This window comes from Streptomyces coeruleofuscus (assembly GCF_039532725.1).
Classification (GTDB): domain Bacteria; phylum Actinomycetota; class Actinomycetes; order Streptomycetales; family Streptomycetaceae; genus Streptomyces; species Streptomyces coeruleofuscus.
The window spans coordinates 137,232-162,496 of sequence record NZ_BAAASE010000001.1; the positions used below are offsets into that span (position 1 = coordinate 137,232).

General features: G+C 70.3%; 27 protein-coding genes. 13 read left to right on the top strand and 14 right to left on the bottom strand.

What is annotated here, in order from left to right:
• Nucleotides 1-79 precede the first annotated feature (79 nt).
• Nucleotides 80-376: a DUF4193 domain-containing protein gene (locus ABFX81_RS00570; protein ID WP_003993510.1), complete on the top strand. Its 297-nt coding sequence runs from the start codon at nucleotides 80-82 to the stop codon at nucleotides 374-376.
• A 13-nt stretch (nucleotides 377-389) separates the two neighbouring features.
• Nucleotides 390-1,370 carry a hypothetical protein gene (locus ABFX81_RS00575; RefSeq protein ID WP_086854894.1) on the top strand — a complete coding sequence of 327 codons (981 nt, stop codon included), beginning with the start codon at nucleotides 390-392 and terminating at the stop codon, nucleotides 1,368-1,370.
• Between the two features lie 99 nt (nucleotides 1,371-1,469).
• Here ABFX81_RS00575 and ABFX81_RS00580 read toward each other — a convergent pair whose 3' ends face one another.
• Nucleotides 1,470-1,928, bottom strand: a complete 459-nt coding sequence (locus tag ABFX81_RS00580) for a DUF3093 family protein (RefSeq protein ID WP_086854893.1) — start codon at nucleotides 1,926-1,928, stop codon at nucleotides 1,470-1,472.
• Nucleotides 1,929-1,986: 58 nt separating this feature from the next.
• Between ABFX81_RS00580 and ABFX81_RS00585 the strand changes: the two genes are divergently transcribed.
• From ABFX81_RS00585 to ABFX81_RS00620, 8 genes are all read left to right on the top strand, one after another.
• Nucleotides 1,987-2,571 carry a hotdog domain-containing protein gene (locus tag ABFX81_RS00585; protein ID WP_086854892.1) on the top strand — a complete coding sequence of 195 codons (585 nt, stop codon included), beginning with the start codon at nucleotides 1,987-1,989 and terminating at the stop codon, nucleotides 2,569-2,571.
• A 77-nt stretch (nucleotides 2,572-2,648) separates the two neighbouring features.
• On the top strand, nucleotides 2,649-3,209 hold the full coding sequence (gene dut, locus ABFX81_RS00590; protein ID WP_086854891.1) for a dUTP diphosphatase: 561 nt from the start codon (nucleotides 2,649-2,651) through the stop codon (nucleotides 3,207-3,209).
• 1 nt (nucleotide 3,210) lies between these two features.
• A complete protein-coding gene (locus ABFX81_RS00595; RefSeq protein WP_086602687.1) occupies nucleotides 3,211-3,966 on the top strand; it encodes a DUF3710 domain-containing protein in 756 nt (251 codons plus the stop codon).
• Nucleotides 3,967-4,123: 157 nt separating this feature from the next.
• Entirely contained in the window at nucleotides 4,124-5,290 is a 1,167-nt protein-coding gene (locus tag ABFX81_RS00600) for an alginate lyase family protein (protein WP_086854890.1), read from the top strand.
• Between the two features lie 130 nt (nucleotides 5,291-5,420).
• Nucleotides 5,421-7,976 carry an ATP-binding protein gene (locus ABFX81_RS00605; RefSeq protein WP_086854889.1) on the top strand — a complete coding sequence of 852 codons (2,556 nt, stop codon included), beginning with the start codon at nucleotides 5,421-5,423 and terminating at the stop codon, nucleotides 7,974-7,976.
• Nucleotides 7,973-8,656, top strand: a complete 684-nt coding sequence (locus tag ABFX81_RS00610; RefSeq protein WP_086854888.1) for a response regulator — start codon at nucleotides 7,973-7,975, stop codon at nucleotides 8,654-8,656. Before ABFX81_RS00605 ends, ABFX81_RS00610 begins: the two co-directional genes overlap by 4 nt.
• Nucleotides 8,657-8,709: 53 nt before the next feature.
• The gene (locus ABFX81_RS00615; RefSeq protein ID WP_086854887.1) at nucleotides 8,710-9,108 is read left to right on the top strand and encodes a single stranded DNA-binding domain-containing protein; all 399 of its coding nucleotides are present in this window, start codon (nucleotides 8,710-8,712) and stop codon (nucleotides 9,106-9,108) included.
• A gap of 3 nt (nucleotides 9,109-9,111) precedes the next feature.
• Complete coding sequence (locus ABFX81_RS00620; RefSeq protein WP_086854886.1) at nucleotides 9,112-9,843, top strand: DUF3159 domain-containing protein; 732 nt, start codon at nucleotides 9,112-9,114, stop codon at nucleotides 9,841-9,843.
• A 136-nt stretch (nucleotides 9,844-9,979) separates the two neighbouring features.
• On the opposite strand, the gene ABFX81_RS00625 is transcribed toward ABFX81_RS00620, so the two are convergent.
• Both ABFX81_RS00625 and ABFX81_RS00630 read right to left on the bottom strand, forming a co-directional pair.
• A complete protein-coding gene (locus tag ABFX81_RS00625) occupies nucleotides 9,980-10,657 on the bottom strand; it encodes a potassium channel family protein (protein ID WP_010035052.1) in 678 nt (225 codons plus the stop codon).
• Nucleotides 10,657-11,328, bottom strand: coding sequence for an NAD-binding protein (locus ABFX81_RS00630; RefSeq protein WP_086854885.1), 672 nt, complete (start codon nucleotides 11,326-11,328; stop codon nucleotides 10,657-10,659). The genes ABFX81_RS00625 and ABFX81_RS00630 overlap by 1 nt, the downstream gene beginning before the upstream one ends.
• A 248-nt stretch (nucleotides 11,329-11,576) precedes the next feature.
• Here ABFX81_RS00630 and ABFX81_RS00635 point away from each other — a divergent pair, with 248 nt between their 5' ends.
• The 3 genes from ABFX81_RS00635 (at nucleotide 11,577) to ABFX81_RS00645 (ending at nucleotide 16,300) form a co-directional block, all read left to right on the top strand.
• The gene (locus ABFX81_RS00635; RefSeq protein ID WP_086854884.1) at nucleotides 11,577-12,494 is read left to right on the top strand and encodes a PfkB family carbohydrate kinase; all 918 of its coding nucleotides are present in this window, start codon (nucleotides 11,577-11,579) and stop codon (nucleotides 12,492-12,494) included.
• Between the two features lie 299 nt (nucleotides 12,495-12,793).
• Nucleotides 12,794-14,845 carry an APC family permease gene (locus ABFX81_RS00640; protein ID WP_346137467.1) on the top strand — a complete coding sequence of 684 codons (2,052 nt, stop codon included), beginning with the start codon at nucleotides 12,794-12,796 and terminating at the stop codon, nucleotides 14,843-14,845.
• Between the two features lie 126 nt (nucleotides 14,846-14,971).
• On the top strand, nucleotides 14,972-16,300 hold the full coding sequence (locus tag ABFX81_RS00645; protein WP_086848308.1) for a TRAM domain-containing protein: 1,329 nt from the start codon (nucleotides 14,972-14,974) through the stop codon (nucleotides 16,298-16,300).
• 239 nt (nucleotides 16,301-16,539) lie between these two features.
• On the opposite strand, the gene ABFX81_RS00650 is transcribed toward ABFX81_RS00645, so the two are convergent.
• From ABFX81_RS00650 to ABFX81_RS00700, 11 genes are all read right to left on the bottom strand, one after another.
• Nucleotides 16,540-17,526, bottom strand: coding sequence for an aldo/keto reductase (locus ABFX81_RS00650; RefSeq protein ID WP_086848306.1), 987 nt, complete (start codon nucleotides 17,524-17,526; stop codon nucleotides 16,540-16,542).
• 67 nt (nucleotides 17,527-17,593) lie between these two features.
• Nucleotides 17,594-18,208 carry an MDR/zinc-dependent alcohol dehydrogenase-like family protein gene (locus ABFX81_RS00655; protein WP_086848304.1) on the bottom strand — a complete coding sequence of 205 codons (615 nt, stop codon included), beginning with the start codon at nucleotides 18,206-18,208 and terminating at the stop codon, nucleotides 17,594-17,596.
• Nucleotides 18,157-18,378 (bottom strand): hypothetical protein, encoded by a 222-nt coding sequence (locus ABFX81_RS00660; protein WP_086848302.1) that lies wholly within the window; start codon nucleotides 18,376-18,378, stop codon nucleotides 18,157-18,159. The genes ABFX81_RS00655 and ABFX81_RS00660 overlap by 52 nt, the downstream gene beginning before the upstream one ends.
• A gap of 47 nt (nucleotides 18,379-18,425) precedes the next feature.
• Nucleotides 18,426-20,009 (bottom strand): Na+/H+ antiporter, encoded by a 1,584-nt coding sequence (locus tag ABFX81_RS00665; RefSeq protein ID WP_086848300.1) that lies wholly within the window; start codon nucleotides 20,007-20,009, stop codon nucleotides 18,426-18,428.
• Nucleotides 20,010-20,076: 67 nt separating this feature from the next.
• Entirely contained in the window at nucleotides 20,077-20,448 is a 372-nt protein-coding gene (locus ABFX81_RS00670; RefSeq protein ID WP_086848298.1) for a DUF2255 family protein, read from the bottom strand.
• A 25-nt stretch (nucleotides 20,449-20,473) separates the two neighbouring features.
• Nucleotides 20,474-21,490, bottom strand: a complete 1,017-nt coding sequence (locus tag ABFX81_RS00675) for a zinc-binding dehydrogenase (protein ID WP_086848296.1) — start codon at nucleotides 21,488-21,490, stop codon at nucleotides 20,474-20,476.
• 100 nt (nucleotides 21,491-21,590) lie between these two features.
• The gene (locus ABFX81_RS00680; protein ID WP_086848293.1) at nucleotides 21,591-21,923 is read right to left on the bottom strand and encodes a carboxymuconolactone decarboxylase family protein; all 333 of its coding nucleotides are present in this window, start codon (nucleotides 21,921-21,923) and stop codon (nucleotides 21,591-21,593) included.
• A gap of 652 nt (nucleotides 21,924-22,575) precedes the next feature.
• Nucleotides 22,576-23,445, bottom strand: coding sequence for a helix-turn-helix domain-containing protein (locus ABFX81_RS00685; protein ID WP_086848291.1), 870 nt, complete (start codon nucleotides 23,443-23,445; stop codon nucleotides 22,576-22,578).
• Nucleotides 23,446-23,629: 184 nt separating this feature from the next.
• Nucleotides 23,630-24,328, bottom strand: a complete 699-nt coding sequence (locus ABFX81_RS00690; protein ID WP_346137468.1) for a type 1 glutamine amidotransferase domain-containing protein — start codon at nucleotides 24,326-24,328, stop codon at nucleotides 23,630-23,632.
• A 25-nt stretch (nucleotides 24,329-24,353) separates the two neighbouring features.
• A complete protein-coding gene (locus ABFX81_RS00695) occupies nucleotides 24,354-24,746 on the bottom strand; it encodes a nuclear transport factor 2 family protein (protein ID WP_086850595.1) in 393 nt (130 codons plus the stop codon).
• Nucleotides 24,747-24,803: 57 nt separating this feature from the next.
• A complete protein-coding gene (locus ABFX81_RS00700) occupies nucleotides 24,804-25,244 on the bottom strand; it encodes a flavodoxin domain-containing protein (RefSeq protein WP_086850597.1) in 441 nt (146 codons plus the stop codon).
• Between the last annotated feature and the right edge of the window lie 21 nt (nucleotides 25,245-25,265).

Consider the following 25,265-nt stretch of genomic DNA (forward strand, 5'->3'; position numbering starts at 1 on the left):
CTCAGGTCGGGCACAAGTCCGGCCTCTCACGCGTTACGTGCGCTGGAGACACCGCAGACACCCAGAGGGGGAGAGCGACATGGCAACCGATTACGACACTCCACGCAAGACCGATGACGACGTTGACTCGGACAGCCTCGAAGAGCTGAAGGCTCGGAGGAACGACAAGTCGGCCTCCGCAGTGGACGTCGACGAGTTCGAGGCCGCAGAGGGCCTCGAGCTGCCCGGCGCCGATCTCTCGAACGAGGAGCTGGCAGTACGAGTGCTCCCGAAGCAGCAGGACGAGTTCACCTGCATGAGCTGCTTCCTGGTGCACCACCGCAGCCAGCTGGCCCGGGAGAAGAACGGCCAGCCGATCTGCCGCGACTGCGACTGAGGCGGGGTCGGCCGTGACTGGCTCGACCCCTCCCTGGAAGCGCCGCTTCTCCAAACGGAAAGCGGACGAAGGGCCGATCGACGGCCCGCAAGACGGCGCGCGTGACGACGAGCGAGGCTCAACCAGTACGGGGGCGGCCTCGCTCGAACCGGCAGCGGACCGGAGTGACCTTCCGGCGTCCGTGGACGTCCCCGTATCCGTCGCCCGGACGGCGGGGACGCTCCGGGAGCGGGCCATGGACAGTGCCCGCAAGGGCTCGGTCCGGGCCCGGGCCGGCCTCGCCCATCTCGCCGACCGGATCATCGAACTGGCCCCGCGCGTCCCCGTACGGGACCTGGCGACGCTCCGCAGGCAGTTCCCGGGCCTTGGGCCCGAAGAGCTCGCGGACAGACTCGTCGCGGGCGCGGCGAAGGCGACGGCGACGGTCGGAGCGGGCATCGGCGCGGCGGCGATGCTTCCCGTGCCGCCCGCCATGCCGACGGAACTGGCCGCCGAGATCACCGGCGTCGCGGCGATCGAGCTGAAGCTGATCGCCGAACTCCACGAGGTCTACGGCGTACGGCCGCCCGGCAACCTCAAGCAGCGCAGCACCGCGTACCTCCACTCGTGGTCGGGGGAGCGCGGGATCGACGCGACCAAGCCGTCGACGCTGAGCACGGCGCTGAACAGCCGCATGAAGCGGGACCTGCGGCAGCGGATCATGAAGCGGATGGTCCGCAGCATGCCGAACCTGGTGCCGTTCCTGATCGGCGCCGCCGTCGGGGCGGCCATGAACCGCAGTGAGACGAGAAAGCTCGCCGTCCGGATCCGCGAGGACCTGCGCGGGATCCAGGTCCCCTGGGACGCTTTGGAGCCGCTCCCCGCCCTGGAACGTCCGGCGGACGCCCTGGAGATGGGCGAGATCACTGACGACCCCCTGGGCCGCTTCGGGGACGAGAAACCCGAGAGCGAAAAGCACCACGAGAAACGCGACGAGCGCGACGACGGGCACTGAGGCGACGCCGAGACGATGGGCACGGGGAGACGCCGGGCCCGCGTGTGCGCGTGCCGTCGGTCCGCCGCCCGCCACCGGATGACGCCCCGCGCAGGTGTGCTAGACCGGCTTGGCCGCCCTCAGCGCTTCCGCCAGGCGCTCCGGCTCGCGCGTGGACAGGTACAGGTACGGAGTCGGGTCCTCCGGGTCCGTGACCTCCACGCGCAGGGCCCTGGGGATGTAGGCGCGCAACAGCATGAAGGCGCGCGGGTCGGCCTTGTGGGTGCGCCAGGCACGGGTTTCCTCCGCGTCCAGGACCTCCGCCTCGCCCAGCGCCGCCAGCGGGATCTTCGCCTCGCCGGCGATCAGTGAATCTCCCACCACGCGGATGCGGACCGAGCCGTACGAACTCGCGGCGACGGCCGCGACCGCGGTGCCCCCGGCCAGGCCGCCGAGCATGGGCAGCGTGCCGAACGGGAGCAGGACGAGGGCCATGGAGACCCCGACCAGGAACGAGATCAGCCACCAGGACCGGGGAGCGGTCAGGCGTTCTTCGTACGGGGCGGCGGAGAGCTGCATGGAGCCAAGCTTGACACGGTGTCCGGAAGGGGCCGACGCGCGGGTAAGGTCTCCGGCTGTGAGTCGTACTTCCGCTGCTCTTCAGCCTCCGGCCGACGCCGTGCGACCGGTGCGGCATCCGGACGCGCCGGTGCCCGGTGAGCTCCTCGGTGCGCACTACGGCCAGTGTTTCGGCTGTGGCGGCGACCAGCCGCACGGGCTGCACCTGGAGGCACGGGCCGGCGAGGGCGTGTCACTCACCGCGGAGTTCACCGTGCAGCCCGCCCACCAGGGCGCCCCGGGCCTCGCCCACGGCGGTGTGCTCACGTCCGCCCTGGACGAGACCCTCGGCTCGCTGAACTGGCTGCTGCGCACGATCGCCGTGACCGGCCGGCTGGAGACCGACTTCGTAAGGCCCGTGCCCGTCGGCACCACGCTGTACCTGGAGGCGGAGGTGACGGCGGTCGCCGGGCGGAAGATCTACTCGACCGCCACCGGACGTGTCGGCGGCCCCGACGGGCCCGTCGCCGTCCGTGCCGACGCGCTCTTCGTCGAGGTGAAGGTCGACCACTTCGTCGACCACGGCCGCCAGGAGGAGATCCAGGCGGCCATGAACGACCCGGACCAGGTCCGGCGAGCCCGTGCCTTCGAGGTGAACCCGTGAGTCCGGACGGCCTCTTGAGCCCCATGGCCCCCACAACTCCCATTACCCCCACGAGCCCCGTCAGCCCGGAAGGCCCCATGACTCCTGCGAGCCGTCAGCCCGTGGACGTGCTGATCCGGCGCGTCGATCCGGACGTACCGCTTCCGTCGTATGCGCACACCGGGGACGCGGGAGCCGATCTGCGCACCACCGAGGCGTGCCAACTGGCGCCGGGCGAGCGGGCCGTCCTGCCCACGGGAGTGTCTGTGGCGCTGCCGGAGGGGTACGCGGCCTTCGTGCACCCCCGGTCCGGCCTGGCCGCCCGCTGCGGCGTCGCCCTGGTGAATGCCCCGGGGACGGTTGATGCCGGGTACCGTGGGGAGATCAAGGTGATCGTGGTGAATCTCGACCCGCGCGAGGACGTGCGGTTCGAGCGCTTCGACCGGATTGCCCAACTGGTCGTCCAGCAGGTCGAGAGGGTCCGCTTCCAGGAGGTGGCGGAGCTTCCCGATTCCGCGCGGGCCGAGGGGGGCTTCGGGTCCACCGGAGGACACGCCGCGGTGCACGGGACGAGCGGCACAAGCGGTCAGGCCGCCCTGGGCGGTCAGGCGGGTGGGAATCGATACGCTTCGGTCGTATCCGACCGGGAAGGACAGTGACGTGTTCGGACGTCGCAAGAAGAGGGATGCCGCCGAGGACGCGGCCGGCGAGGCCGAGCAGGTCGTCGACGGTGTCGACAGTGAGGCGGGCGGCGAGGGCGAGCGCCTGAGGCTCGAGCCGGCGCCGCGGCCCGACGGGCCCTGGGACAGCTCCGAGGTACGGGATCCGGGCGAGGGCCGGGTCGACCTGGGCGGTCTGTTCGTGCCGGGCGTCGACGGCATGGAGCTGCGGGTCGAGGTCGCGGGTGACGCGATCGTGGCGGCGACGGTCGTGCTGCGGGACAGCGCCATCCAGTTGCAGGCCTTCGCCGCGCCCAAGCGCGAGGGCATCTGGGGCGAGGTGCGCGAGGAGATCGGCTCGGGCATCACCCAGCAGGGCGGCATCGTCGACGAGGTCGAGGGGCCGCTCGGCTGGGAGCTGCGGGCCCAGGTGCCGGTACAGCTGCCGGACGGCACCGGCGGCTTCCAGGTCGTGCGGTTCGTCGGTGTGGACGGCCCCCGCTGGTTCCTGCGCGGGGTCATCTCGGGCCAGGGCGCGGTGCAGCCGCAGGCCGCCGGGTTGCTCGAGCAGATCTTCCGGGACACGGTCGTGGTCCGAGGCGAGGGCCCGATGGCGCCCCGCGACCCGATCGTCCTGAAGCTGCCCAACGACGCCCAGATGGTCCCCGAGGGCATCCAGCAGGAGGAGGAGGGCTCCCGTTTCGCCGGCGGAATGGGCCAGCTCCAGCGCGGACCGGAGATCACCGAGGTTCGCTGAGCGTCGTAGAGACACCAGGGCCGCACCCTTCGGGGTGCGGCCCTTTCTCATGCGGGGAGCCTTGACGGGTCATTGGTCTGTACCTAGCGTCTCCGTCCGACGCGTCTGTTCATAAAGGCGCTTCATGTTCACATACGAGAACGGAAGGCCCTCACGTATGCGCAGAACCGGACTCTTAGCGGCCGCGGCCGCCCTCGTCGCAGGCGTGCTCGCCTGGCCCGCCGACGCCGCTCCCAGCACCTTTGTCCACCCCGGAGTCGCCGTTTCCAAGGGTCAGTTGGACTTCACTCGCGCCAAGGTCAACGCCGGGGCCCAGCCCTGGAAGGGCGCCTTCGGCCAGATGATGGCGAGCAAGTACGCCGACCTGAACCGCACGCCCAAGCCCCGGGCGGTCGTCGAATGCGGTTCGTACTCCAACCCCAACAACGGCTGCACCGACGAACGCGAGGACGCGATCGCGGCCTACACCCAGGCCCTCGCCTGGTACGTCACCCGCGACGAACGGCACGCGCGCAAGGCGATCGAGCTGATGGACGCCTGGTCCGCCGTGATCCGGGACCACACCAACAGCAACGCGCCCCTCCAGACCGGCTGGGCCGGCTCCTCCTGGCCCAAGGCCGCCGAGATCATCAAGTACACGTACACCGGCACCTGGGCCAACTCCGGCCGCTTCGCCACCATGCTCCGCACCGTGTACCTGCCCGAGGTGATCAACGGCTCGAACTCCAACGGCAACTGGGAGCTGTCGATGATGGAGGCCGCCGTCGGCATCTCCGTCTTCCTGGAGGACAAGGCGTCGTACGACAAGGCCATGGCGAAGTTCCGCACGCGTACGGCCGCCTACGTCTACCTGGCCTCCGACGGCGACTTGCCGAAGACCGTGCCGAGCCAGAACCTCAACACCCGCGACAAGATCGTCAAGTACTGGCAGGGGCAGTCGACCTTCGTCGACGGGCTCAGCCAGGAGACCTGCCGGGACTTCACGCACACCGGGTACGGCCTCTCCGCCATCTCGCACGTCGCCGAGACCAGCCGGATCCAGGGGCAGGACCTCTACGGCACCGACGTGGGGGAGCGGCTGCGGCACGCGCTCGGCTTCCACGCCAAGTACCAGCTCGGTGCCGCCGCCCCGGGCTGGCTGTGCGGCGGCTCCCTGAAGCCCGGGCTCGGGCCGGTCCCCGAGGTCGGCCACAACGCCCTGGCCAACCGTCTCGGACACGCCATGACCAACACCGAGACGCTGACCCTGCGCGGCCGCCCCGCCGGCAGCAACAACCTCTTCGTCGCCTGGGAGACCCTCACCCACGGCGACAACCCCGCGTAAGGCCCCGGTCGGCCGGGCGCGTCAGAGTTCCGTCAAAGACGGCCTGCTGCCGCGCCCGGAACCCATATGTCGTGATTGTTGGCCGTAAGGTCGACGCTGCGCAGTGGGCGGACCGGAAGACAATGAGGCCATGGGACGCGGCAAGCTTCGGATCTACCTCGGTGCGGCACCGGGTGTCGGCAAGACGTACGCGATGCTGTCCGAGGCGCACCGCCGCGTCGAGCGGGGCACGGACTGCGTGGTGGCCTTCGTCGAGCACCACGACCGCCCCCGCACCGAGGTGATGCTGCACGGCCTGGAGCAGGTGCCGCGCAGGCGGCTGGAGTACCGCGGCGGCGTCTTCCCCGAGATGGACCTCGACGCCGTTCTCGCCCGCCGCCCCCAGATCGCCCTGGTCGACGAACTCGCCCACACCAACATCCCCGGCTCCCGCAACGCCAAGCGCTGGCAGGACGTCGAGGAACTGCTGGCGGCCGGCATCGACGTGATATCGACCGTCAACATCCAGCACCTGGAGTCACTGGGCGACGTCGTCGAGTCGATCACCGGGGTGCGGCAGCAGGAGACCGTGCCGGACGAGGTGGTACGGCGTGCCGACCAGGTCGAGCTGGTCGACATGTCGCCCGAGGCGCTGCGGCGGCGGATGGCGCACGGCAACATCTACCAGCCGGACAAGGTCGACGCGGCCCTGTCGAACTACTTCCGGCCGGGCAACCTGACCGCCCTGCGCGAGCTGGCGCTGCTGTGGGTGGCCGACCGGGTCGACGCCTACCTCACCCAGTACCGCAGCGATCACCGGGTGTCGAGGATCTGGGGCTCGCGCGAGCGGATCGTGGTCGGCCTGACCGGCGGCCCGGAGGGCCGGACGTTGATCCGCCGGGCCGCGCGGCTGGCCGAGAAGGGCGCCGGCGGGGAGGTGCTGGCCGTCTACATAGCCCGCAGCGACGGGCTGACCTCGGCCTCGCCGAAGGAACTGGCGTTGCAGCGGACCCTCGTCGAGGACCTCGGCGGAACGTTCCATCACGTGGTCGGCGACGACATACCGGCCGCCCTGCTCGCCTTCGCCCGCGGTGTCAACGCCACCCAGATCGTGCTGGGCTCCTCGCGCCGCAGGACCTGGCAGTACGTCTTCGGGCCCGGCGTCGGCGCGACCGTCGCCCGGGAGTCCGGGTCCGACCTCGACGTGCACATCGTCACCCACGACGAGGTCGCCAAGGGCCGCGGACTGCCGGTGGCCCGGGGCGCGCGCCTCGGACGGTCCCGGCGGGTGGGGGGCTGGATCGCCGGGGTCGCCGGCCCGCCGGTCCTGGCGGCGCTGCTCAGCGCCGTCGACCTCGGCCTCGCCAACGACATGCTGCTCTTCCTGGCGCTGACCGTGGCGGCGGCCCTGCTCGGCGGGCTGATGCCGGCGCTGGCCTCGGCGGCGGTGGGCTCCCTGCTGCTGAACTACTTCTACTCGCCGCCCCTGCACCGGTGGACCATCGCCGACCCGAAGAACATCGTCGCCATCGTGATCTTCGTCGCCGTCGGTGCCGCGGTGGCCTCCGTGGTCGACCTCGCCGCCCGCCGCACCCACCAGGCGGCCCGGCTGCGGGCCGAGTCCGAGATCCTGTCCTTCCTCGCGGGCAATGTGCTGCGCGGCGAGACCGGCCTGGAGGACCTGCTGGAACGGGTCCGGGAGACCTTCGGCATGGAGTCGGCGGCCCTGCTGGAGAGGGCGAGCGACGTCGAGCCGTGGACCTGCGCCGGCCGCGTCGGGCAGGGACGTCCCGTCGAGCGGCCCGACCAGGCGGACGTGGACATGCCGGTCGGGGACCACATGGCGCTCGCGCTGACCGGCCGCGTCCTGCCCGCCGAGGACCGCCGCGTGCTGGCCGCCTTCGCCGCCCAGGCCGCCGTCGTCCTGGACCGCCGCCGGCTCCAGGAGGAGGCCGACCGGGCCCGCACCCTCGCCGAGGGCAACCGCATCCGCACGGCGCTGCTCGCCGCCGTCAGCCACGACCTGCGCACCCCGCTCGCCGGGATCAAGGCGGCGGTGACCTCCCTGCGCTCCGAGGACGTCGAGTGGTCCGAGGAGGACCGGGCGGAGCTGCTGGAGGGCATCGAGGAGGGCGCCGACCGCCTCGACCACCTCGTCGGCAACCTGCTCGACATGTCCCGGCTCCAGACCGGCACGGTCACCCCGCTGATCCGCGAGATCGACCTCGACGAAGTGGTGCCGATGGCGCTCGGCGGCGTACCCGGGGGCAGTGTCGACCTGGACGTCCCGGAGACCCTGCCCATGGTCGCCGTGGACCCCGGGCTGCTGGAGCGGGCCATGGCCAACCTCGTCGAGAACGCCGTCAAGTACAGTCCGTCCGGCACGCCCGTGCTGGTCGCCGCCAGCGCGCTCGCCGACCGGGTCGAGGTACGGGTGGTCGACCGGGGGCCGGGCGTCCCCGACGAGGCCAAGGGCCGCATCTTCGAGCCCTTCCAGCGCTACGGCGACGCTCCGCGCGGCGCCGGCGTGGGACTGGGGCTCGCGGTGGCCCGCGGCTTCGCCGAGGCCATGGGCGGCACGCTCGACGCCGAGGACACCCCGGGCGGCGGGCTCACCATGGTCCTCACGCTCCGGGCGGCGGGAGCGCGCCCGGACCTACTCCACGTGGCGGAACACGCAGCCGAACCGGAAAGGCAGGCCTCATGACCCGTGTGCTGGTGGTCGACGACGAGCCGCAGATCGTACGCGCCCTCGTGATCAACCTCAGGGCACGCGCGTACGAGGTCGACGCGGCCCACGACGGCGCCACCGCCCTCCAGCTCGCCACCGCCCGCCACCCCGACGTGGTCGTCCTCGACCTCGGCCTGCCCGACATGGACGGCGTCGAGGTGATCAGGGGCCTGCGGGGCTGGACCCGGGTGCCGATCCTGGTGCTGTCGGCCCGGCACTCCTCCGACGAGAAGGTCGAGGCGCTGGACGCGGGCGCCGACGACTACGTCACCAAGCCCTTCGGCATGGACGAACTGCTGGCCCGGCTGCGGGCCGCCGTGCGCCGGGCCGAACCGGCCGGGGGCGGTGAGGACGACGTGATCGTGGACACCGGAGAGTTCACCGTGGACCTGGCCGCGAAGAAGGTCAACCGCGCCGGGAAGGACGTACGGCTGACCCCCACGGAGTGGCACCTGCTGGAGGTCCTCGTCCGCAACAGCGGCCGACTGGTCGGGCAGAAGCAGCTGCTCCAGGAGGTGTGGGGGCCGTCGTACGGGACGGAGACCAACTATCTGCGCGTGTACATGGCGCAGCTGCGGCGGAAGCTGGAGGCGGATCCCTCCCATCCGAAGCACTTCATCACGGAGCCGGGGATGGGCTACCGGTTCGAGAAGTGAGGTCCTCGCCCCGGGGCTACGTGGGTGTCAGCGTGCCCCGGTAGGCTCTAGACATGAGTGCTGTTCCTCGTTCGCAGAAGCAGGCGGGCCGGTTCCGGCGCATGCTCGACCGGCTCTCCTCGTCGCAGGAGGACCTGGAGTCCGAGGAACTGCGCGAGGACACCGAGACCGCGGGCTGTATCCGGATCGGAGACTGCCATGACCGGCAGATAGTGACGGTTACTGGTACCTTGCGCACGGTCACCCTGCGACCGCGCGCCGGAGTCCCGGCCCTGGAGGCCGAGCTGTTCGACGGCTCCGCGGCGCTGGACGTGGTGTGGCTCGGCAGACGCTCGATCGTGGGCATAGAGCCGGGGCGCAAGCTCATCGCATCGGGCCGGATCTCCATGAGCCGGGGCCGCCGGGTGCTGTTCAATCCCAAGTACGAACTGAGACCCCTCGGACGGGAGTAGCCGGTGACGTCGCTCGACAAGCCGACCGAAGAGACATCTGCGGACGACGCCCGGGCGGTGACCGAGGCCGCCCTGTTCGAAGCGTTCGGCGGCGTGCGGGGCATGATCGAGACGGTGCTGCCCGGCCTGCTGTTCGTCACCATTTACACGATCAACAAGGACCTGCACCTGTCGGCGATCGCGGCACTGGCCGTGTCGGTGGTGCTCGTCGTGGTCCGGCTGGTGACGAAGGACACCGTCAAGCACGCTTTCAGCGGTGTCTTCGGCGTGGCCTTCGGTGTCGTCTTCGCGATGATGACCGGCAACGCCAAGGACTTCTACCTGCCCGGCATGCTCTACACGCTGGGCCTGGGACTCGCCTACATCATCACCACCCTGTGCGGTGTCCCGCTGATCGGGCTGATCCTCGGCCCGGTCTTCAAGGAGAACCTCTCCTGGCGCACGCGGAACCCCGGCCGCAAGAAGGCCTACGCGAAGGCCAGTTACGCGTGGGGTGCGATCCTGCTCGCCAAGTGCGCGATCCTCTTCCCGCTGTACTGGTGGGCCGACACGACACAGCTGGGCTGGGTCCTGGTCGCCCTCAAGATCCCGCCGTTCCTGCTCGCCGTATGGCTGACGTGGGTCTTCCTGGCGAAGGCGCCCGCGCCCATCGACGTGTTCGCGGAGATGGAGGCGGAGGAGAAGGCCGCCGAGGAGAGGGAGCGGGAGGCTGCTGCTCGGTCCGCCGAGCAGTGAAGCTCCAGAGCTGAAGCCTCCAGAGCTGTAGGGCTCCAGAGCTGAAGCCTCCAGAGCTGTAGGGCTCCAGAGCTGAAGGAAGGGGCTTCCCGGAGATCCGGGAAGCCCCTTCCTGCTGGTCCCCGCGGGGCCACGCTCAGCTCGCCGCGCTGTCCCGGCGTACCGACAGCAGGTCCTCCAGCTGCTCCTCACGGGCCTGTGCGGCCACGAAGAGGAGTTCGTCGCCCGCCTCCAGGGAGTCCTCCCGGGAGGGCGTCAGGACGCGGGTGCCGCGGATGATCGTGACCAGGGACGTGTCCTCGGGCCACTCGACGTCGCCGACCTGCGTGCCGGCCAGGGCCGACTCCTCCGGCAGGGTCAGCTCGACGAGGTTGGCGTCGCCGTGGCTGAAGCGGAGCAGGCGGACCAGGTCGCCCACGCTCACCGCCTCCTCGACCAGGGCCGACATCAGACGCGGCGTGGAGACGGCGACGTCCACGCCCCAGGACTCGTTGAACAGCCACTCGTTCTTCGGGTTGTTCACCCGGGCGACCACCCGCGGGACGCCGTACTCCGTCTTGGCGAGGAGCGAGACGACCAGGTTCACCTTGTCGTCGCCGGTCGCGGCGATGACGACGTTGCAGCGCTGGAGCGCCGCCTCGTCCAGGGACGTGATCTCGCAGGCGTCGGCCAGCAGCCACTCGGCCTGCGGGACGCGTTCGACCGAGATGGCGGTCGGCGCCTTGTCGATCAGCAGGACCTCGTGGCCGTTCTCCAGCAGCTCGCCCGCGATCGAGCGGCCGACCGCGCCGGCTCCGGCAATGGCGACCCTCATCAGTGACCGCCCTCCTCTTCGGGACCCTTGGCGAACACAGCCTCGACCTTGTCGATCTCGTCGGTGCGCATCATCACGTGCACCAGGTCGCCTTCCTGCAACACCGTCTGCGAGGTGGGCAGGACCGCCTCGCCGAGCCGGGTCAGGAACGCCACGCGCACGCCCGTCTCCTCCTGGATCCGGCTGATCTTGTGGCCGACCCAGGCGGTGGAGGTGTGCACCTCGGCGAGCTGGACGCCCCCGGTGGGGTCGCGCCACAGCGGCTCGGCGCCCGAGGGGAGCAGGCGGCGCAGCATCTGGTCGGCCGTCCAGCGGACGGTCGCGACGGTGGGGATGCCCAGGCGCTGGTAGACCTCGGCGCGGCGCGGGTCGTAGATGCGGGCGGCGACGTTCTCGATGCCGAACATCTCGCGGGCCACGCGCGCGGCGATGATGTTGGAGTTGTCACCGCTGGAGACGGCGGCGAAGGCGCCGGCCTCCTCGATGCCCGCCTCACGCAGGGTGTCCTGGTCGAAGCCGACCCCGGTGACCCGGCGGCCGCCGAAAGAGGAACCCAGGCGGCGGAAGGCGGTGGGGTCCTGGTCGACCACGGCGACCGTGTGGCCCTGTTGCTCCAGGGTCTGGGCCAGGGCGGAGCCCACCCTTCCGCAACCCATGATCACAATATGCATCGCGTCACACCGTGCTTCCTACGGGCCCTCTGACCATCAACATTGTCCTGCTCATGTCTCTCTTTCGGCTCGCCAGGCACCATGTCGCGGCCTGAGTTCGGGCCGCCAGGCAACATCATGCCGGTGGAATCACGTCATGATGCCTTCCGGGGCCGGTGCCGCGTTCGACTGCCCGACTCCAACGTATCGGCAAAGTCGAGGGGGTTGCCGAGGGCCCTGCCGGCCCTCGGCCGGGGGAGGAAGCCGGCATGAGTACCGAGATCGACGTCCTGGTCCTGGGCGGCGCGGGCGTCGACACGATCGTGCACGTCCCCGAGCTGCCCGTGCCGTTCGCCGACAGCCACATGATCAGGCCCGGGATCGTGACGCGTGCGGGCCAGAGCGGTGACTTCGTCGCGCTGGCCGCGAGCGCGCTGGGGCTGCGCACGCACCACCTCGACATGCTGGGCGACGACCCCGAGGGCGACCTGGTCCGCGCCCTGCACCGCGACCGCGGCATCGCGCTCACCGCCGTGCCCCAGCCGCTCGGCACCAAGCGCGCGGTCAACCTCGTCGGACCCGACGGCAGACGGCTGTCCCTGTACGACGCCACCCGCTCGGCGGAGACGGACCGGCTTCCCGAGGCCACGCTGCGGGAGCTGGCCGCGGCCAGCAGGCACGCGCATGTCGTCATCACCCAGCCCTGCGCCCACGCGCTGCCCGTCCTGCGCGAGGCGGGCCTGACGATCTCCACCGACCTCCACGACTGGGACGGGGCCAACCCCTACCACGAGCCCTTCGCCCACCAGGCCGACCTGGTCTTCCTGTCCAGCACGGCACTGGCCGACCCCGAGCGGACCATGCGGCGGATCACCGAGCGGGGCCGCGCCCGCACGGTCGTCGCCACCGCCGGCGCGGCCGGCGCGTACCTCCTGGCCGACGGCGAGCTGACCCACGTACCCGCCGCCACGCCCCCGGCACCGGTCGTCGACTCCAACGGCGCGGGCGACGCCTTCGCCGCCGCGTTCCTCCACGCCTGGCTGAACGGCGCCCCACCCCACCAGTGCGCCCTGCACGGCGCGGTGGCCGGGGCGTACGCCTGCACGGTCCCGTCGACCCGGACGGACAGCATCGGGCGGGAGGAGTTGCTTGCCGGGGTGGCGGAGCTGGAGCGGGCTGTCTTCTAGCGTGTCCCCGGCGACACGTCCTTGCGGCGGCCGATGCTCCGCACGCTCGCCGCGGTGAGGATGACGAGGACGAACAGGGTGGCCGCGGCGCCGATCAGTTCTGCGGTCGTGTGCATGGGACCTCCAGGGGCGGCAACGGCCGGGGGACGGGCGGGGCTTAGTCATATAGGCATGGGAGCCGGGTGACCTGCTGACTCCCCAGCCGCAGGGGCCCCTGAATTCACTCGGAGAGCAGACGGATCGCCGATGGGGGGTGGCGGGTGGGCGAGCCCGCAATCGAACGCTTACGATCCTCTGTTGTGTCCAAACTGACCGACGTGCCCAAACGGATCCTCATCGGGCGCGCACTGCGCAGTGACCGGCTGGGGGAAACACTCCTGCCGAAGCGCATCGCACTACCCGTTTTCGCTTCCGACCCGCTGTCCTCCGTCGCGTACGCGCCGGGGGAGGTGCTGCTGGTCCTGTCGATCGCGGGTGTGACGGCGTACCACTTCAGTCCGTGGATCGCGGTCGCGGTCGTCGTGCTGATGTTCACCGTGGTCGCGTCGTACCGGCAGAACGTGCACGCCTACCCCAGCGGCGGCGGCGACTACGAGGTGGCGAACACCAACCTCGGCCCCAAGGCGGGCCTGACGGTCGCGAGCGCGCTGCTCGTCGACTACGTCCTCACCGTCGCCGTGTCGATCTCCTCCGGCATCGAGAACCTGGGCTCCGCGATCCCGTTCGTGGTCGAGCACAAGGTGCTCTGCGCGATCGGCGTGATCGTGCTGCTCACGCTGATGAATCTGCGCGGCGTGAAGGAGTCGGGCTCGCTGTTCGCGATCCCGACGTACGTCTTCGTCGCGGGCGTCTTCACCATGATCGCCTGGGGCGCCTTCCGCGGACTGGTCCTGGACGACACCATGCGGGCACCGACGGCGGACTACGTCATCAAGCCCGAGCACCAGGGCCTGGCCGGCTTCGCCCTCGTCTTCCTGCTGCTGCGCGCCTTCTCCTCCGGCTGCGCCGCGCTCACCGGCGTCGAGGCGATCTCCAACGGCGTCCCGGCCTTCCGCAAGCCCAAGTCCAAGAACGCCGCGAACACGCTCGCGTTGATGGGCCTGCTGGCCGTCACCATGTTCTGCGGCATCATCGCGCTGGCCGCCGCGACCGACGTCCGCATGGCCGAGAACCCGGCCCGCGACCTCGTCCACAACGGCGTCCCGCTCGGGGCGGACTACGTCCAGAATCCGGTGATCTCCCAGGTCGCCGAGGCCGTCTTCGGCAAGGGCAGCCTCCTGTTCCTCGTGCTGGCCGCGGCCACCGCGCTGGTGCTGTTCCTCGCCGCGAACACCGCCTACAACGGCTTCCCGCTGCTCGGCTCGATCCTCGCCCAGGACCGCTACCTGCCGCGCCAGCTGCACACCCGCGGCGACCGCCTGGCCTTCTCCAACGGCATCGTGCTCCTCGCGGGCGCCGCCGCCCTGCTGGTGGGGATCTACGGCGCCGACTCCACCCGCCTGATCCAGCTCTACATCGTCGGCGTGTTCGTGTCCTTCACGCTGAGCCAGACCGGCATGGTCCGGCACTGGAACCGCCACCTGGCCACCGAGCAGGACAAGGCCAAGCGCCGCCACATGGTCCGCTCGCGCGCCATCAATGCCTTCGGTGCCTTCTTCACCGGCCTGGTGCTGGTGGTCGTCCTCGTCACCAAGTTCACGCACGGCGCCTGGGTCGCCCTGCTCGGCATGGTGATCTTCTACGCGACCATGACGGCCATCCGTAAGCACTACGACCGGGTCGCCGAGGAGATCGCCGCCCCCGAGGGGCCGAGCGACGACAGCGTACGGCCCTCCCGCGTCCACTCCGTCGTCCTGATCTCCAAGATCCACCGCCCGGCGCTGCGCGCCCTGGCCTACGCCAAGCTGATGCGCTCGGACACCCTGGAGGCACTGAGCGTCAACGTCGACCCGGCGGAGACCAAGGCGCTGCGCGACGAGTGGGAGCGGCGCGGCATCGACGTACCGCTGAAGGTCCTGGACTCGCCCTACCGCGAGATCACGCGGCCGATCATCGAGTACGTCAAGGGGCTGCGCAAGGAGTCGCCGCGGGACGCGGTGTCCGTGATCATCCCCGAGTACGTCGTCGGCCACTGGTACGAGCATCTGCTGCACAACCAGAGCGCCCTGCGGCTGAAGGGCCGGCTGCTGTTCACGCCGGGGATCATGGTGACCTCGGTGCCCTACCAGCTCCAGTCCTCCGAAGCGGCCAAGCGGCGGGCCCGCAGGCAGCAGGAGTGGAACGCGCCGGGCTCGGTGCGGCGAGGTCCGGCTCAGGACCGGCCGAGGGAGTCCTCGGACCCGAAGACCTGAGGGCAGCCGACTGCTCGTGCCGAAACGGGCGTGAATCGGCCGGGCGGCGCCCACGTAGACTGGTGGGCTGTTGTCCGGCCGATTTTCTTCGGCCCTTTCCCCTCACGTTTTTGGAGTCACCCCACCATGCAGGCAGAACCGAGGAAGTCGCTGGTGGGGGAGGAGTACGAGGTCGAGATCGGCCCCGTCGCCCACGGCGGCCACTGCATCGCGCGCACGTCCGAGGGCCAGGTGCTGTTCGTCCGGCACGCGCTGCCCGGTGAGCGGGTCGTGGCGCGGGTGACGGAGGGCGAGCAGGGCGCCCGGTTCCTGCGTGCGGACGCGGTGAAGATCCTGGACGCCTCCAAGGACCGGATCGACGTCCCCTGCCCGTTCGCCGGTCCCGGCCGCTGTGGCGGCTGCGACTGGCAGCACGCCAAGCCGGGCGCGCAGCGGCGCCTGAAGGCCGATGTCATCGCCGAACAGCTCCAGCGGCTCGCCGGGCTCACACCGGAGGAGGCCGGCTGGGACGGCACGGTGGTGCCCGCCGAGGGTGACAAGGTGCCCGCGGGCCAGGTCCCGTCCTGGCGCACCCGCGTCCAGTACGCCGTCACGGCCGACGGCCGCGCGGGCCTGCGCCGGCACCGCTCCCACGAGGTGGAGCCGATCGACCACTGCATGATCGCCGCGGAGGGCGTCAGCGAGCTGGGCATCGAGAAGCGGGTCTGGACCGGCATGGACTCCGTCGAGGCGATCGCGGCCACGGGTTCGCAGGACCGCCAGGTGATCCTCACGCCGAAGCCGGGTGCGCGCCTCCCGCTGGTCGAACTCGACCACCCGGTGTCGGTGCTGCGCGTGGACGAGCGCTCCGGCGGCGTCCACCGCGTCCACGGCCGCCCCTTCGTCCGCGAGCGCGCGGACGGCCGCACCCACCGGGTCGGGGGCGGCGGCTTCTGGCAGGTCCACCCGCAGGCGGCGGACACCCTGGTGACGGCCGTCATGCAGGGCCTCCTGCCCCGCAAGGGGGACATGGCCCTCGACCTCTACTGCGGCGTCGGCCTCTTCGCGGGCGCCCTCGCCGACCGGGTCGGCGAGCAGGGCGCGGTCCTCGGCATCGAGTCCGGCAAGCGTGCGGTGGAGGACGCCCGGCACAATCTCGCCGAGTTCGACCGCGTGCGCATCGAGCAGGGCAAGGTCGAGAGCGTGTTGCCGCGCACGGGGATCACGGAGGTCGACCTGATCGTCCTGGACCCGCCGCGGGCCGGGGCGGGGCGGAAGACGGTGGAGCATCTGTCGTCCCTCGGGGCGCGGCGGATCGCCTATGTGGCTTGTGATCCGGCTGCTTTGGCGCGGGACTTGGGGTACTTCCGGGATGGGGGGTATCGGGTGCGGACGCTTCGGGCGTTCGATCTGTTTCCGATGACGCATCATGTGGAGTGCGTGGCGATTCTTGAGCCTGCACAGAAGGGCTTCTGACCTGCTGTTTTGCAGGATGAGGCCGATCTTGGTGTTGTGGGTCGACTTCTTTTCGGGGGTGCAAGGGGTGGAGCACGTCGCATGCCGTACGAACGCCCCTGACCTGCGGCTCCGGTCATTGCCGGGAAGGCGGGAGTGTGCTGCCCCGGGGCATCGCCGGGGGCAGCACACGGCAGTCCTGACGCTCATGTGACGCTCGCGCTGATAAGGCGTCAGACCGTAATCCCTACGTATCTCTGTTACTTGTCGACCAGGGACATGTGGTGCTCGTTGTAGCGGTCGCCCTGCACGCCGATCCGGCCGGCCAATGCGTTCAGGTCGGCCAGTTCGTCGGCCGAGAGAGGAAGTTGAGTGGCGTCCGTGTTCTCCTCGACACGGGACAGGCGCCGTGTCCCGGGGATCGGGACGATCGACGGGTGCTGGGCGAGGAGCCAGGCGAGGGCGACCTGGCCGGGTGTGGCGCCCTTGGCCTGGGCGAGCGTCGCGACATGGTCCACAAGAGCCTGGTTCGCCGTGCGGTTCCCCGCGGAGAACCGGGGGATGGTGGTGCGGACGTCGTCGTCCGTGAACGACGTGGACGCGTCGACCGTTCCGGTCAGGAACCCCTTGCCGAGCGGGCTGAACGGCACGAAGCCGATGCCGAGGGCCGCACAGGTGGGCAGCACCTGCGGTTCGGGGTCCCGGGTCCACAGCGAGTACTCGCTCTGCACCGCCGTAACCGGATGCACCGCGTGAGCGCGGCGGATGGTCTGCGCGCCGGCCTCCGAGAGCCCGAAGCAGCGCACCTTGCCCTCCTGAACCAGTTCACCCACCGTGCCGGCAACGTCCTCGATCGGTACGTCCGGGTCGACGCGGTGCTGGTAGAAGAGGTCGATCGTGTCCACTCCGAGGCGCCTGAGGGAGGCATCGGCCACGGCGCGGATCTGTTCGGGGCGGCTGTTGAGCCCGGCGGGCGCGCCGTTCTCGATGTGGAAGCCGAACTTGGTGGCGATCACCACCTGGTCGCGCAGCGGTGCGAGGGCTTCTCCGACGAGTTCCTCGTTGACGTACGGGCCATACACCTCTGCGGTGTCGAAGAACGTGACGCCGCGTTCGACGGCGCCGCGGAGTACGGCGATCATGTCCTTGCGGTCACCGGGATTGGGACCGTAGCTCTGGGACATGCCCATGGCGCCGAGCCCGATCGCGGAGACGCGCAGGTCCCGCCCCAGCGTTCGTGTGTGCATTGTTCTCCTCCTTGCCGGTCGACCCTCTCGATGAGCCGAGTGGGTCTGTCCTGCCGAAGTCGGACCGTCAGTTGCCGTGGTCGAAGGTCAGGACGATGCGTTCACGCAGGGTGCCTTGTTCGAGTCGTATGTGCGCGGCTACTGCGTCATCCGCGTCGAAGGGCAGGGCGGGGCGCAGGGTGATCGTGCCGTCTTCGGCCTGGTCGCGGAGCCGTACTATCGCGTCCCGGTCCCGGTCCCGTTCCCGCACGTTGAGGTGTTTGACCGTGATGCCGCGTCCTGGGTCGCCGTCCCAGGAGCGCAGGATGCCGATCTGGCCGCCCTCCCGGACGGCGGGAGCTATCCGCTTGTGCAGCAAGGCCGCGTCCGCCACCGCGTCCACCGGGCCGCCTAGTTCCTTCAGTGCGCGCTCGGCGATGCCGGGGCCGCGGGGCACGAGTGTCTGCGCGCCGAGTGAGCGGAGCAGGTCCGCGTCGTCCTCGGCCGCGACGGCTACTACGTGCAGGCCCTCTGCGACACCGAGTTCGACCAGGTAGCCACCGACCGAACCTGCCGCGCCGGTAACCAGGAGGGTGGCATCCGGGGGCAGTCGGAAGGCGTCGAGCACGTTGCGGGCGGTGAGCGCGTTGTTCAGAAAGCCGGCCGCCGCGGCGGTGGACGCGCCGGTGGGGGCCGGGACCACAACATCGCGGTCGTGATGCCGTTGCGGTCCATGAGGTCGAGGTGGGCTTCCACCGACCAGGACGGCCAGCTCCCCATCCCGTCGGGGTGGGTGTGACCCGCCGCCGTCGCCTGCCGGACGTAGAAGTCGGGCAGGAGGTGGGCGTGGACGTCGATGAAGCCGGAGGGCATGACGGGGTCCTTCCTCGTGGGTTTCGTGCCGGGCCGGTGGCGTCGGCTCACTCCACCTCCGTTCCGGCCAGCCGCACCTCCTCGTAGTCCAAGGTGGTCTGGAGCCGGCGCAGAACGGTGTCGTCGATCCGTTGCTCGTCGCGCAGCCGGACGACGGTCCCGCGCTTGTGGGCGATGAGGGCGAGCCTCAGCGCGTTGTAGTGACGGTTGTGCAGCAGGGCGGGGTCGCCATCGGCGCCCGCGCCCCGCGCCCGCACGGCGGCCAGTTGGGCCTCGTACTCCTGGCGCAGCCACTCCGCGACCCGTGGGGACGTGCCCAGATCGGCGGCGAGCCGAGGCAGTGCCTCAAGGGCCTCCTCGCCGGCCTTGGTCTCGGCCAGGAGTTCTTCCTCCTCGACGGAGGTGTCCCGCGGCAGCCGGGCCCAGCGCACCACCCCTGGCAGCAGCAGTCCCTGCCCCACGAGCGTCACCACGATGACGCCGGAGGTGACGAAGACGATGAAGTCACGGTTCGGGAAAGGCGCACCGGAGTCGAGGATCTCCGGTACCGACAGGGCCACGGCCAGGGACACCGCCCCCCGGAAGCCCGCGAACCCGCTGACAGTGCGCGCCCGGTCGCTCATGCGCCGCAGCCGCTGCTCCGGTCGCCGGTCGAGCGCGCGGATCAGGTAGGCGGAGCCGAACAGGAACGCGAACCGTACGACTACCAGCACCACGCTGACCACACCGATCGCGATCAGCGCGTCCGTGAGGTCCGGCCGGCTCATGTGCCGTAGCGCGTACTGCAGTTCCACACCGACCAGGACGAACAGCGTGGCGTTGATGATGAACGTGGCCAGAGGCCAGAGCGCCAGGGCCTGCCTGCGGTGCTCGGCGCGGATGAGGCGCGGCGCCACCTGAGCCATGATCAGCCCGCTCACCACGACCGCGAGGACGCCCGAGGCATGGATCAGCTCGGCGAGCAGATAGGCCGTGAACGGCGCCAGGATCATGACGAGATTGCCCAGCAACGGGTCCTGGAGGCGGCGCCGCAGATTCATGTTGACCCAGGCGACCGCCACGCCCACGGCAGCCCCACCGCCGTAGGCGAGGAGGAACAGCGCCCCGACGTGGGGGACGGTGAGATGCTCCTCACCGACGGTCAGACCGACCGCCAGGCCGAAGATGACCAGCGCGGTGCCGTCGTTGACGAGACTCTCCGCGCGCAGCACCGTGACCTGGCGACGCGGCAGCGCGCGGGCCAGGGCACCGACCGCCGTGGCGTCGGTGGGCGCCACCGCCGCGCCCAGCACCCACGCGGGCCCCCACGGCAGCCCCAGCGCGTGCCCCGCGGCCGCCACGGCACCCGCGGTGAGGATGACCAGGAGTGTGCTCATCAGGACGATGCCGCGCAGGTTCGAGCGGATCTCCCGGCTCGAGGTCGTCAGGCTCTCCCAGTACAGAAGCACGGGAAGGAAGAGCAACAGTACGACTTCGGGCGGTAGTTGGGTCTGACGGACGGCCGGGACCAGACCGAGCAGGGCGCCCAGGGCGAGCAGGACGACGGGCGGCGCGATGCCGAGACGCTGTGCCAGGACGTTGCCCGCCAGCACGGCCACGCCGAGGAGTACGACGAGTTCGAGACCGAGCATGGGACTTACTCCTGTGAGAGTTCGGGTGCCGGCGGGGGCTCGGCGGCCTCCCACCGGATCGTCCCGCTCATCTCGGGACCAGACGCAGCGTCGTGGCGCGGGAGGCGACCATGGGGTCGACGTATGTGCCGCCGTAGTGGCCGTACTTGGTGCGGTAGGCGGTGTCGATACGGTCGTTGGTCTCGTCGTCGCGTACGTCGGTGAAGGCGACGTCCTTGTCGACGCCGCCGGAGCGGATGTGTCCCGCGCGCCCGGCGCGGGCCGTACGCCACCAGCCGCCGTCCGTGCCCCGGAAGGAGCGCACGTACAGGTCGTCACCGTCGCGGACGACCCAGACCGGCACCGGCGCGCGCCACGTGCCGTCACGCCGCAGTGGGGCCAGTTCCAACTCCTCCGCCTCGTCGATGCGTTGGAGCTCGTCGCTCGTCCATGTCGTCATCGGTGGTTCTCCGTCGGGCGCGAGGTCACGGATGCAGCAGCGTCTTGATGGCGCGACGCTCGTCCATGGCTTTGTAGCCCTCGGCGACTTCGTCCAGGGGCAGGGTGAGGTCGAAGACCCTGCCGGGGTCGATACGGCCGGACAGGACGCGGTGGATCAGGTCGGGCAGACAGGCCCGCACGGGCGCGGGACCGCCGCGCAGGCCGACGTGGGAGAAGAACAGTTCCTGCCCGTCGATCCGCACGTCGTGCGGCATGCCGACGAAGCCGACGTTGCCGCCGGGGCGGGTGGACCGCAGCGCCTGCTGCATTGACTGCTGGGTGCCGACGCATTCCAGCACCGCGTCGGCGCCTGTGCCGTCCGTCAGCTCCTTGACCCGTGCCACCCCCTCATCACCGCGCTCGGTGATGATGTCGGTGGCACCGAACTCCCGGGCCAGCTTCTGACGGGACTCGTGCCGGCTCATGGCGATGACACGCTCGGCACCCAGTTCCTTCGCGGCGATGACGGCGCACAGGCCGACCGCCCCGTCACCGACCACCACGGCCGTCGCACCGGGCCTGACCCCGGCAGCCTTGGCCGCGTACCAGCCGGTGCCCATCACGTCGGACAACGCCAGCAGGCTCGGTATCAGCTCCTCGGTCGGCTGCTCCGGTACGGCGACCAGGGTGCCTTCGGACAGGGGGACGCGGACGTACTCGGCCTGGCAGCCGGTGACCCACTCCGCGTGCTGACAGGAGGTGTGGTAACCGGCGCGGCAGACCGGGCAGGTGTTGTCGGATGCGACGAAGGAGCCGATGACGAACTGGCCGGGCTCGACGCCCGACACCTCGCTGCCGACCTCCTCCACGACGCCGACGTACTCGTGGCCGATCGGCTGCGGCTCGTCGACCGGCATGACGCCGCGGTAGCTCCACAGGTCGGAGCCGCACACGCAGGTGGCGACGGTGCGGATGACGGCGTCCGTCGGTGCGGTGATCTCCGGCTCGGGACGGTTCTCCACCCGGATGTCGCCGGGCGCGTGGATGACGGTTGCTCGCATGGCGTGCCTCTGGTCTTCGATGGGTCGGGTTGCGGAGGCCGGGCGTGGGAGCGGGGCAGACGAGGGGCCCGCGCCCTGGGAGCGACGGGTGGGGCGGATCTCAGGCCGACTCGTCCGCCTTGTCCACGATCGCCTTGAGCTGGGTCACCGCTGACATGGCGTTGGGCCACCCGGCGTAGAAGGCCAGATGGGTGATGGCCTCGACGAGTTCGTCCTTGGTCACGCCGTTCTCCAGCGCCTTGCCGAGGTGGAAGCCGAGCTGGTCGGTGCGGTGGAGGGCGACGAGCGCGGTGACGGTGACCAGGCTGCGGTCACGTGGGGACAAGCCCGGCCGCTCCCAGATGTCACCGAACAGGACCGTGTCGGTGACCTCGGCGAGCTTCGGGGCGAACTCCTGGATCGCCGCCGGCGCGAACTTCTTCCGGTCGGTCATGTGGTGGTGCTCCTGGCGGGTGTTTCGGATCAGGTCGCCTGGCGCTCGGCCGGGCATTCCTGGGGGATGTGTATGTGCGTGTCGTCATTCGCCGGTCGCGTGAAGTGCGGAATGCGGGTGATGTCCAGAAACAATTCCGCCCGCGCCCGACGGGACGTCTGCTTCCCTTTCCTCGACCCTGGCCTCTTCGCGCGAACTCGCAAAGGGGAGAGTTCCACTCGAGGGGGGACTTATCCAGGGGAGAAATCCTTACCCCCCTTGGCTCGGGACACGTCGGCGCGTACCGGGAGCCGCGCCGTGCGGACGTCGTCCGGCTCGCGGGCAGCGACAGAGGGACGGCTGTTCGAGCGCCGTCGGCCGACGCGGTTCGACCGGGGGACGATCGCTCGACATCGCGCACTCCGTCCCATGACGGACTGCGCCTCCTCGCGTCGTGGGGCGCGGAGCGACCTGGGACACCGTGTGGCGGTGCCGCTCGGCGCGACGGACAGGGGAAGGATTAGCCCCTGGATGCATCCCACCCGGGCCGGAATGGACTGGGCGATCGCCCGGAACAGGCAGCGGGCTATGGGAATTGTCGGCGGACCTCACGGGCGTGAACGCTGTGAGGTAGTCCTCCTCCGGCCTCTCCGGTCCCGGAGAGGCCGGAGGCTCACGCGACGGTGTCGGACGCCGTCCGCTTCTGTTCCGCCGACCAGGAAGCCAGAAGGCGCAGGGCGTCGTGGGACGGGGAACCGGACTCGGCGTTCCAGACGATGATGTGCTGCTCGGGGTCCGTACCGCACGTGAGCGTGTTCCAGTCGAGCGTCAACTCGCCCACCACCGGGTGACGGAGCTTCTTCGTGCCCTTGTCCCGCATGGCGACGTCATGTTCGGCCCACCACTGACGGAACTGGGCGTCGCGGGCGGAGAGGGTCTCGACCAGAGCGGCGAGGCGCGGTTCGCCGGGATACCGTGCGCTCTCCATGCGCAGGTGAGCGATGGCCAGTCGGGTGACCTCCTCCCAGTCCGCGTACAGCTCGCGCATCCAGGGCTCGGTGAACAGCAGCCGGATGAACACACGCTCTTCTTCCGGGTAGCGGCCGAAGTCGGTCCACAGCCCTGCGGCGAGCTGGTTCCAGCCGAGAACGTCGGTCCGTCGGCCGATGACGAAGGCAGGAGTGGCGGTGAGATCGTCCAGCATGCGCTGCAACTGCGGATCCACCTGCTGGCGGTCGCCCGAGAACGGCGGGCGCACCCTCTGCCTGGTCGCGAGATCGAAGAGGTAGGTGTGCTGAGCCTCGTTGAGCCGGAGCACCCGGGCGATGTCGTTCAGGAGAGCGGCCGATGCCTGGAGACGACCCTGTTCGATGCGCGTGTAGTACTCGGTGCTGATCGAGGCGAGAAGAGCCACTTCCTCGCGGCGCAGCCCGCTCACACGCCGCCGTTGCCCGCCGCGGAGCCCGACTTCGGAGGGACTGAGTTCGGCACGGCGGGCCTTGAGGAACTCGCCCAGCTCGTTCAGGTGCGGGTCGCGGTGCATGATCTCCAGCCTCGCACAAGGGCCCGGCACTGTAAGTGATGGGGAGGTAATCCTCCCCCGGCTTTCGGCTGCCGGCGCACGAGAATCTTATCTCCCGCTCATGTGATTACACGAGGTGAGACGCGGGCCAGGTACGCGCCGTGGGCGTACCTGGTGGCTGGGGATCATGCGGTGCTGTGTGGTGTCAGCTCAGTGCCTTGACCAGTTCCTGGGCCAGAAGGACGGCCGAGTAGGGGTTCTGGCCGGTGTACAGCGTGCGGTCGACCTCGACGTGCGGGGTGAACGGGTCGGCCTCGCGGTAGTCGGCCCTGAGCTCGTTCACGAGCCGGTCCTGGAGCAGCCACTTCGCGCGGTCCGCGAGACCGTTCTGCTTCTCCTCGGCATTGGACAGCCCGGTCAGGCGGTAGCCGGCGAACGGGGAGGTCCCGTCGGGGCCGATGGTGGCGAGCAGGGCGGCGGGGCCGTGGCACACCAGGGACACGGGCTTGCCGGAGGCGAGCCAGTCGGTGAGCAGCCTGCCGGAGGCGCCGTCGTCGGGCAGGTCCTCCATGGGGCCCCAGCCGCCGGGGTAGAAGACGGCGTCGTAGTCGTCGATGTTCACGTCCTCGATCCGCATGGGGTGTGCCAGCTCGGTGGCCTCACGCAGCGCGGAGCGCATGCGCTCCGCGCCCTCCTCGCCGCCGTTGAAGTCGGGAGTGAGGCTGAGGGCGTCCACGGTGGGCGGTACGCCGCCGGGGGTGGCCGCGGCGATCCCGTATCCGGCCTCCTTGAAGACCTGGTACGGGCCGATCGCCTCCTCGGCCCAGAAGCCGGCCGGGTGGCGGGTGCCGTCGGCCAGCGTCCAGTGGTCGGACGCGGTGATCACAAAGAGGATCTTCGTCATGGGGGTGTTTCTCCCGGTGGTGATGTCAGCCGTTGAGGGCTTCCTGGAGGACGTGGCTGTCAGCGGCCTGCCGCATGCTGACAGCCTTGCCGTCGCGGACGGTCCACAGGTGGATGAAGCGGACGTCGGCCTTGTTCCCGGTCTTCGTCTCAGCGTGGTAGTGCCCGAACACGAAGACGTGGCCTTCGTCGTCCGCGTAGAACTCCTCCGGTACCGCGCCGAAGGACTCGTAGCTGGTCATCGTCGCGCCGAAGAAGTTCTTCGCCACGTCGTCCCAGCCGTGGTAGACGCCGCTGTTCGGGAATCCGGGGGTGATGTCCCAGACGAGGTCCGGCGCCATGACCTCGCTGGTGACCTCCGGGGCCATGCGGGATTCGTACACCCGGCGGATGAGGGCCAGGCTCGGGGATTCGGACACGGTTCACTCCTCGTGTGCGTGGGGTGTTTGTGTGGCTGTTACGGGAAGTCCGCGTGGTCAGGCGGCGAGGGTGGCATGCCCGGCGCGGAAGATCGCCGCCTGACGGGCGACGCGCGCACCCAGGTGCTCGGCGGTGGCGATGTCGGAGCGGTGGACCGCATCCGGACCCGCGTCGGTCTCGCTCTGGGCGCCGGCGTTGGTGAACCCCGCGGCGAGCTTGTCCACCCAGGCGTGGGGAAACCAGCGCTTGCTACTGGCCTGGGCGAACGCGTGGAAGGCCGCCGAGGCGGTGCCCATGTACGTGGCGGAACCGAAGATGATCGCGTCAGCGGCGTCCAGCTGGGCCCACTGCTCGTCGGTGATCGTGTCGACGGAGATCGAGACGACCTCGGCACCGGAGTCGGCCGCGCCACGGGCCACGGCTTCGGCGATGACGGCCGTGTGGCCGTAGCCCGAATGAAGGGCTATGGCGATTCCGGGAGGGCCGGAAGGGGACATGCGGATCGTGCTCCTCGAATT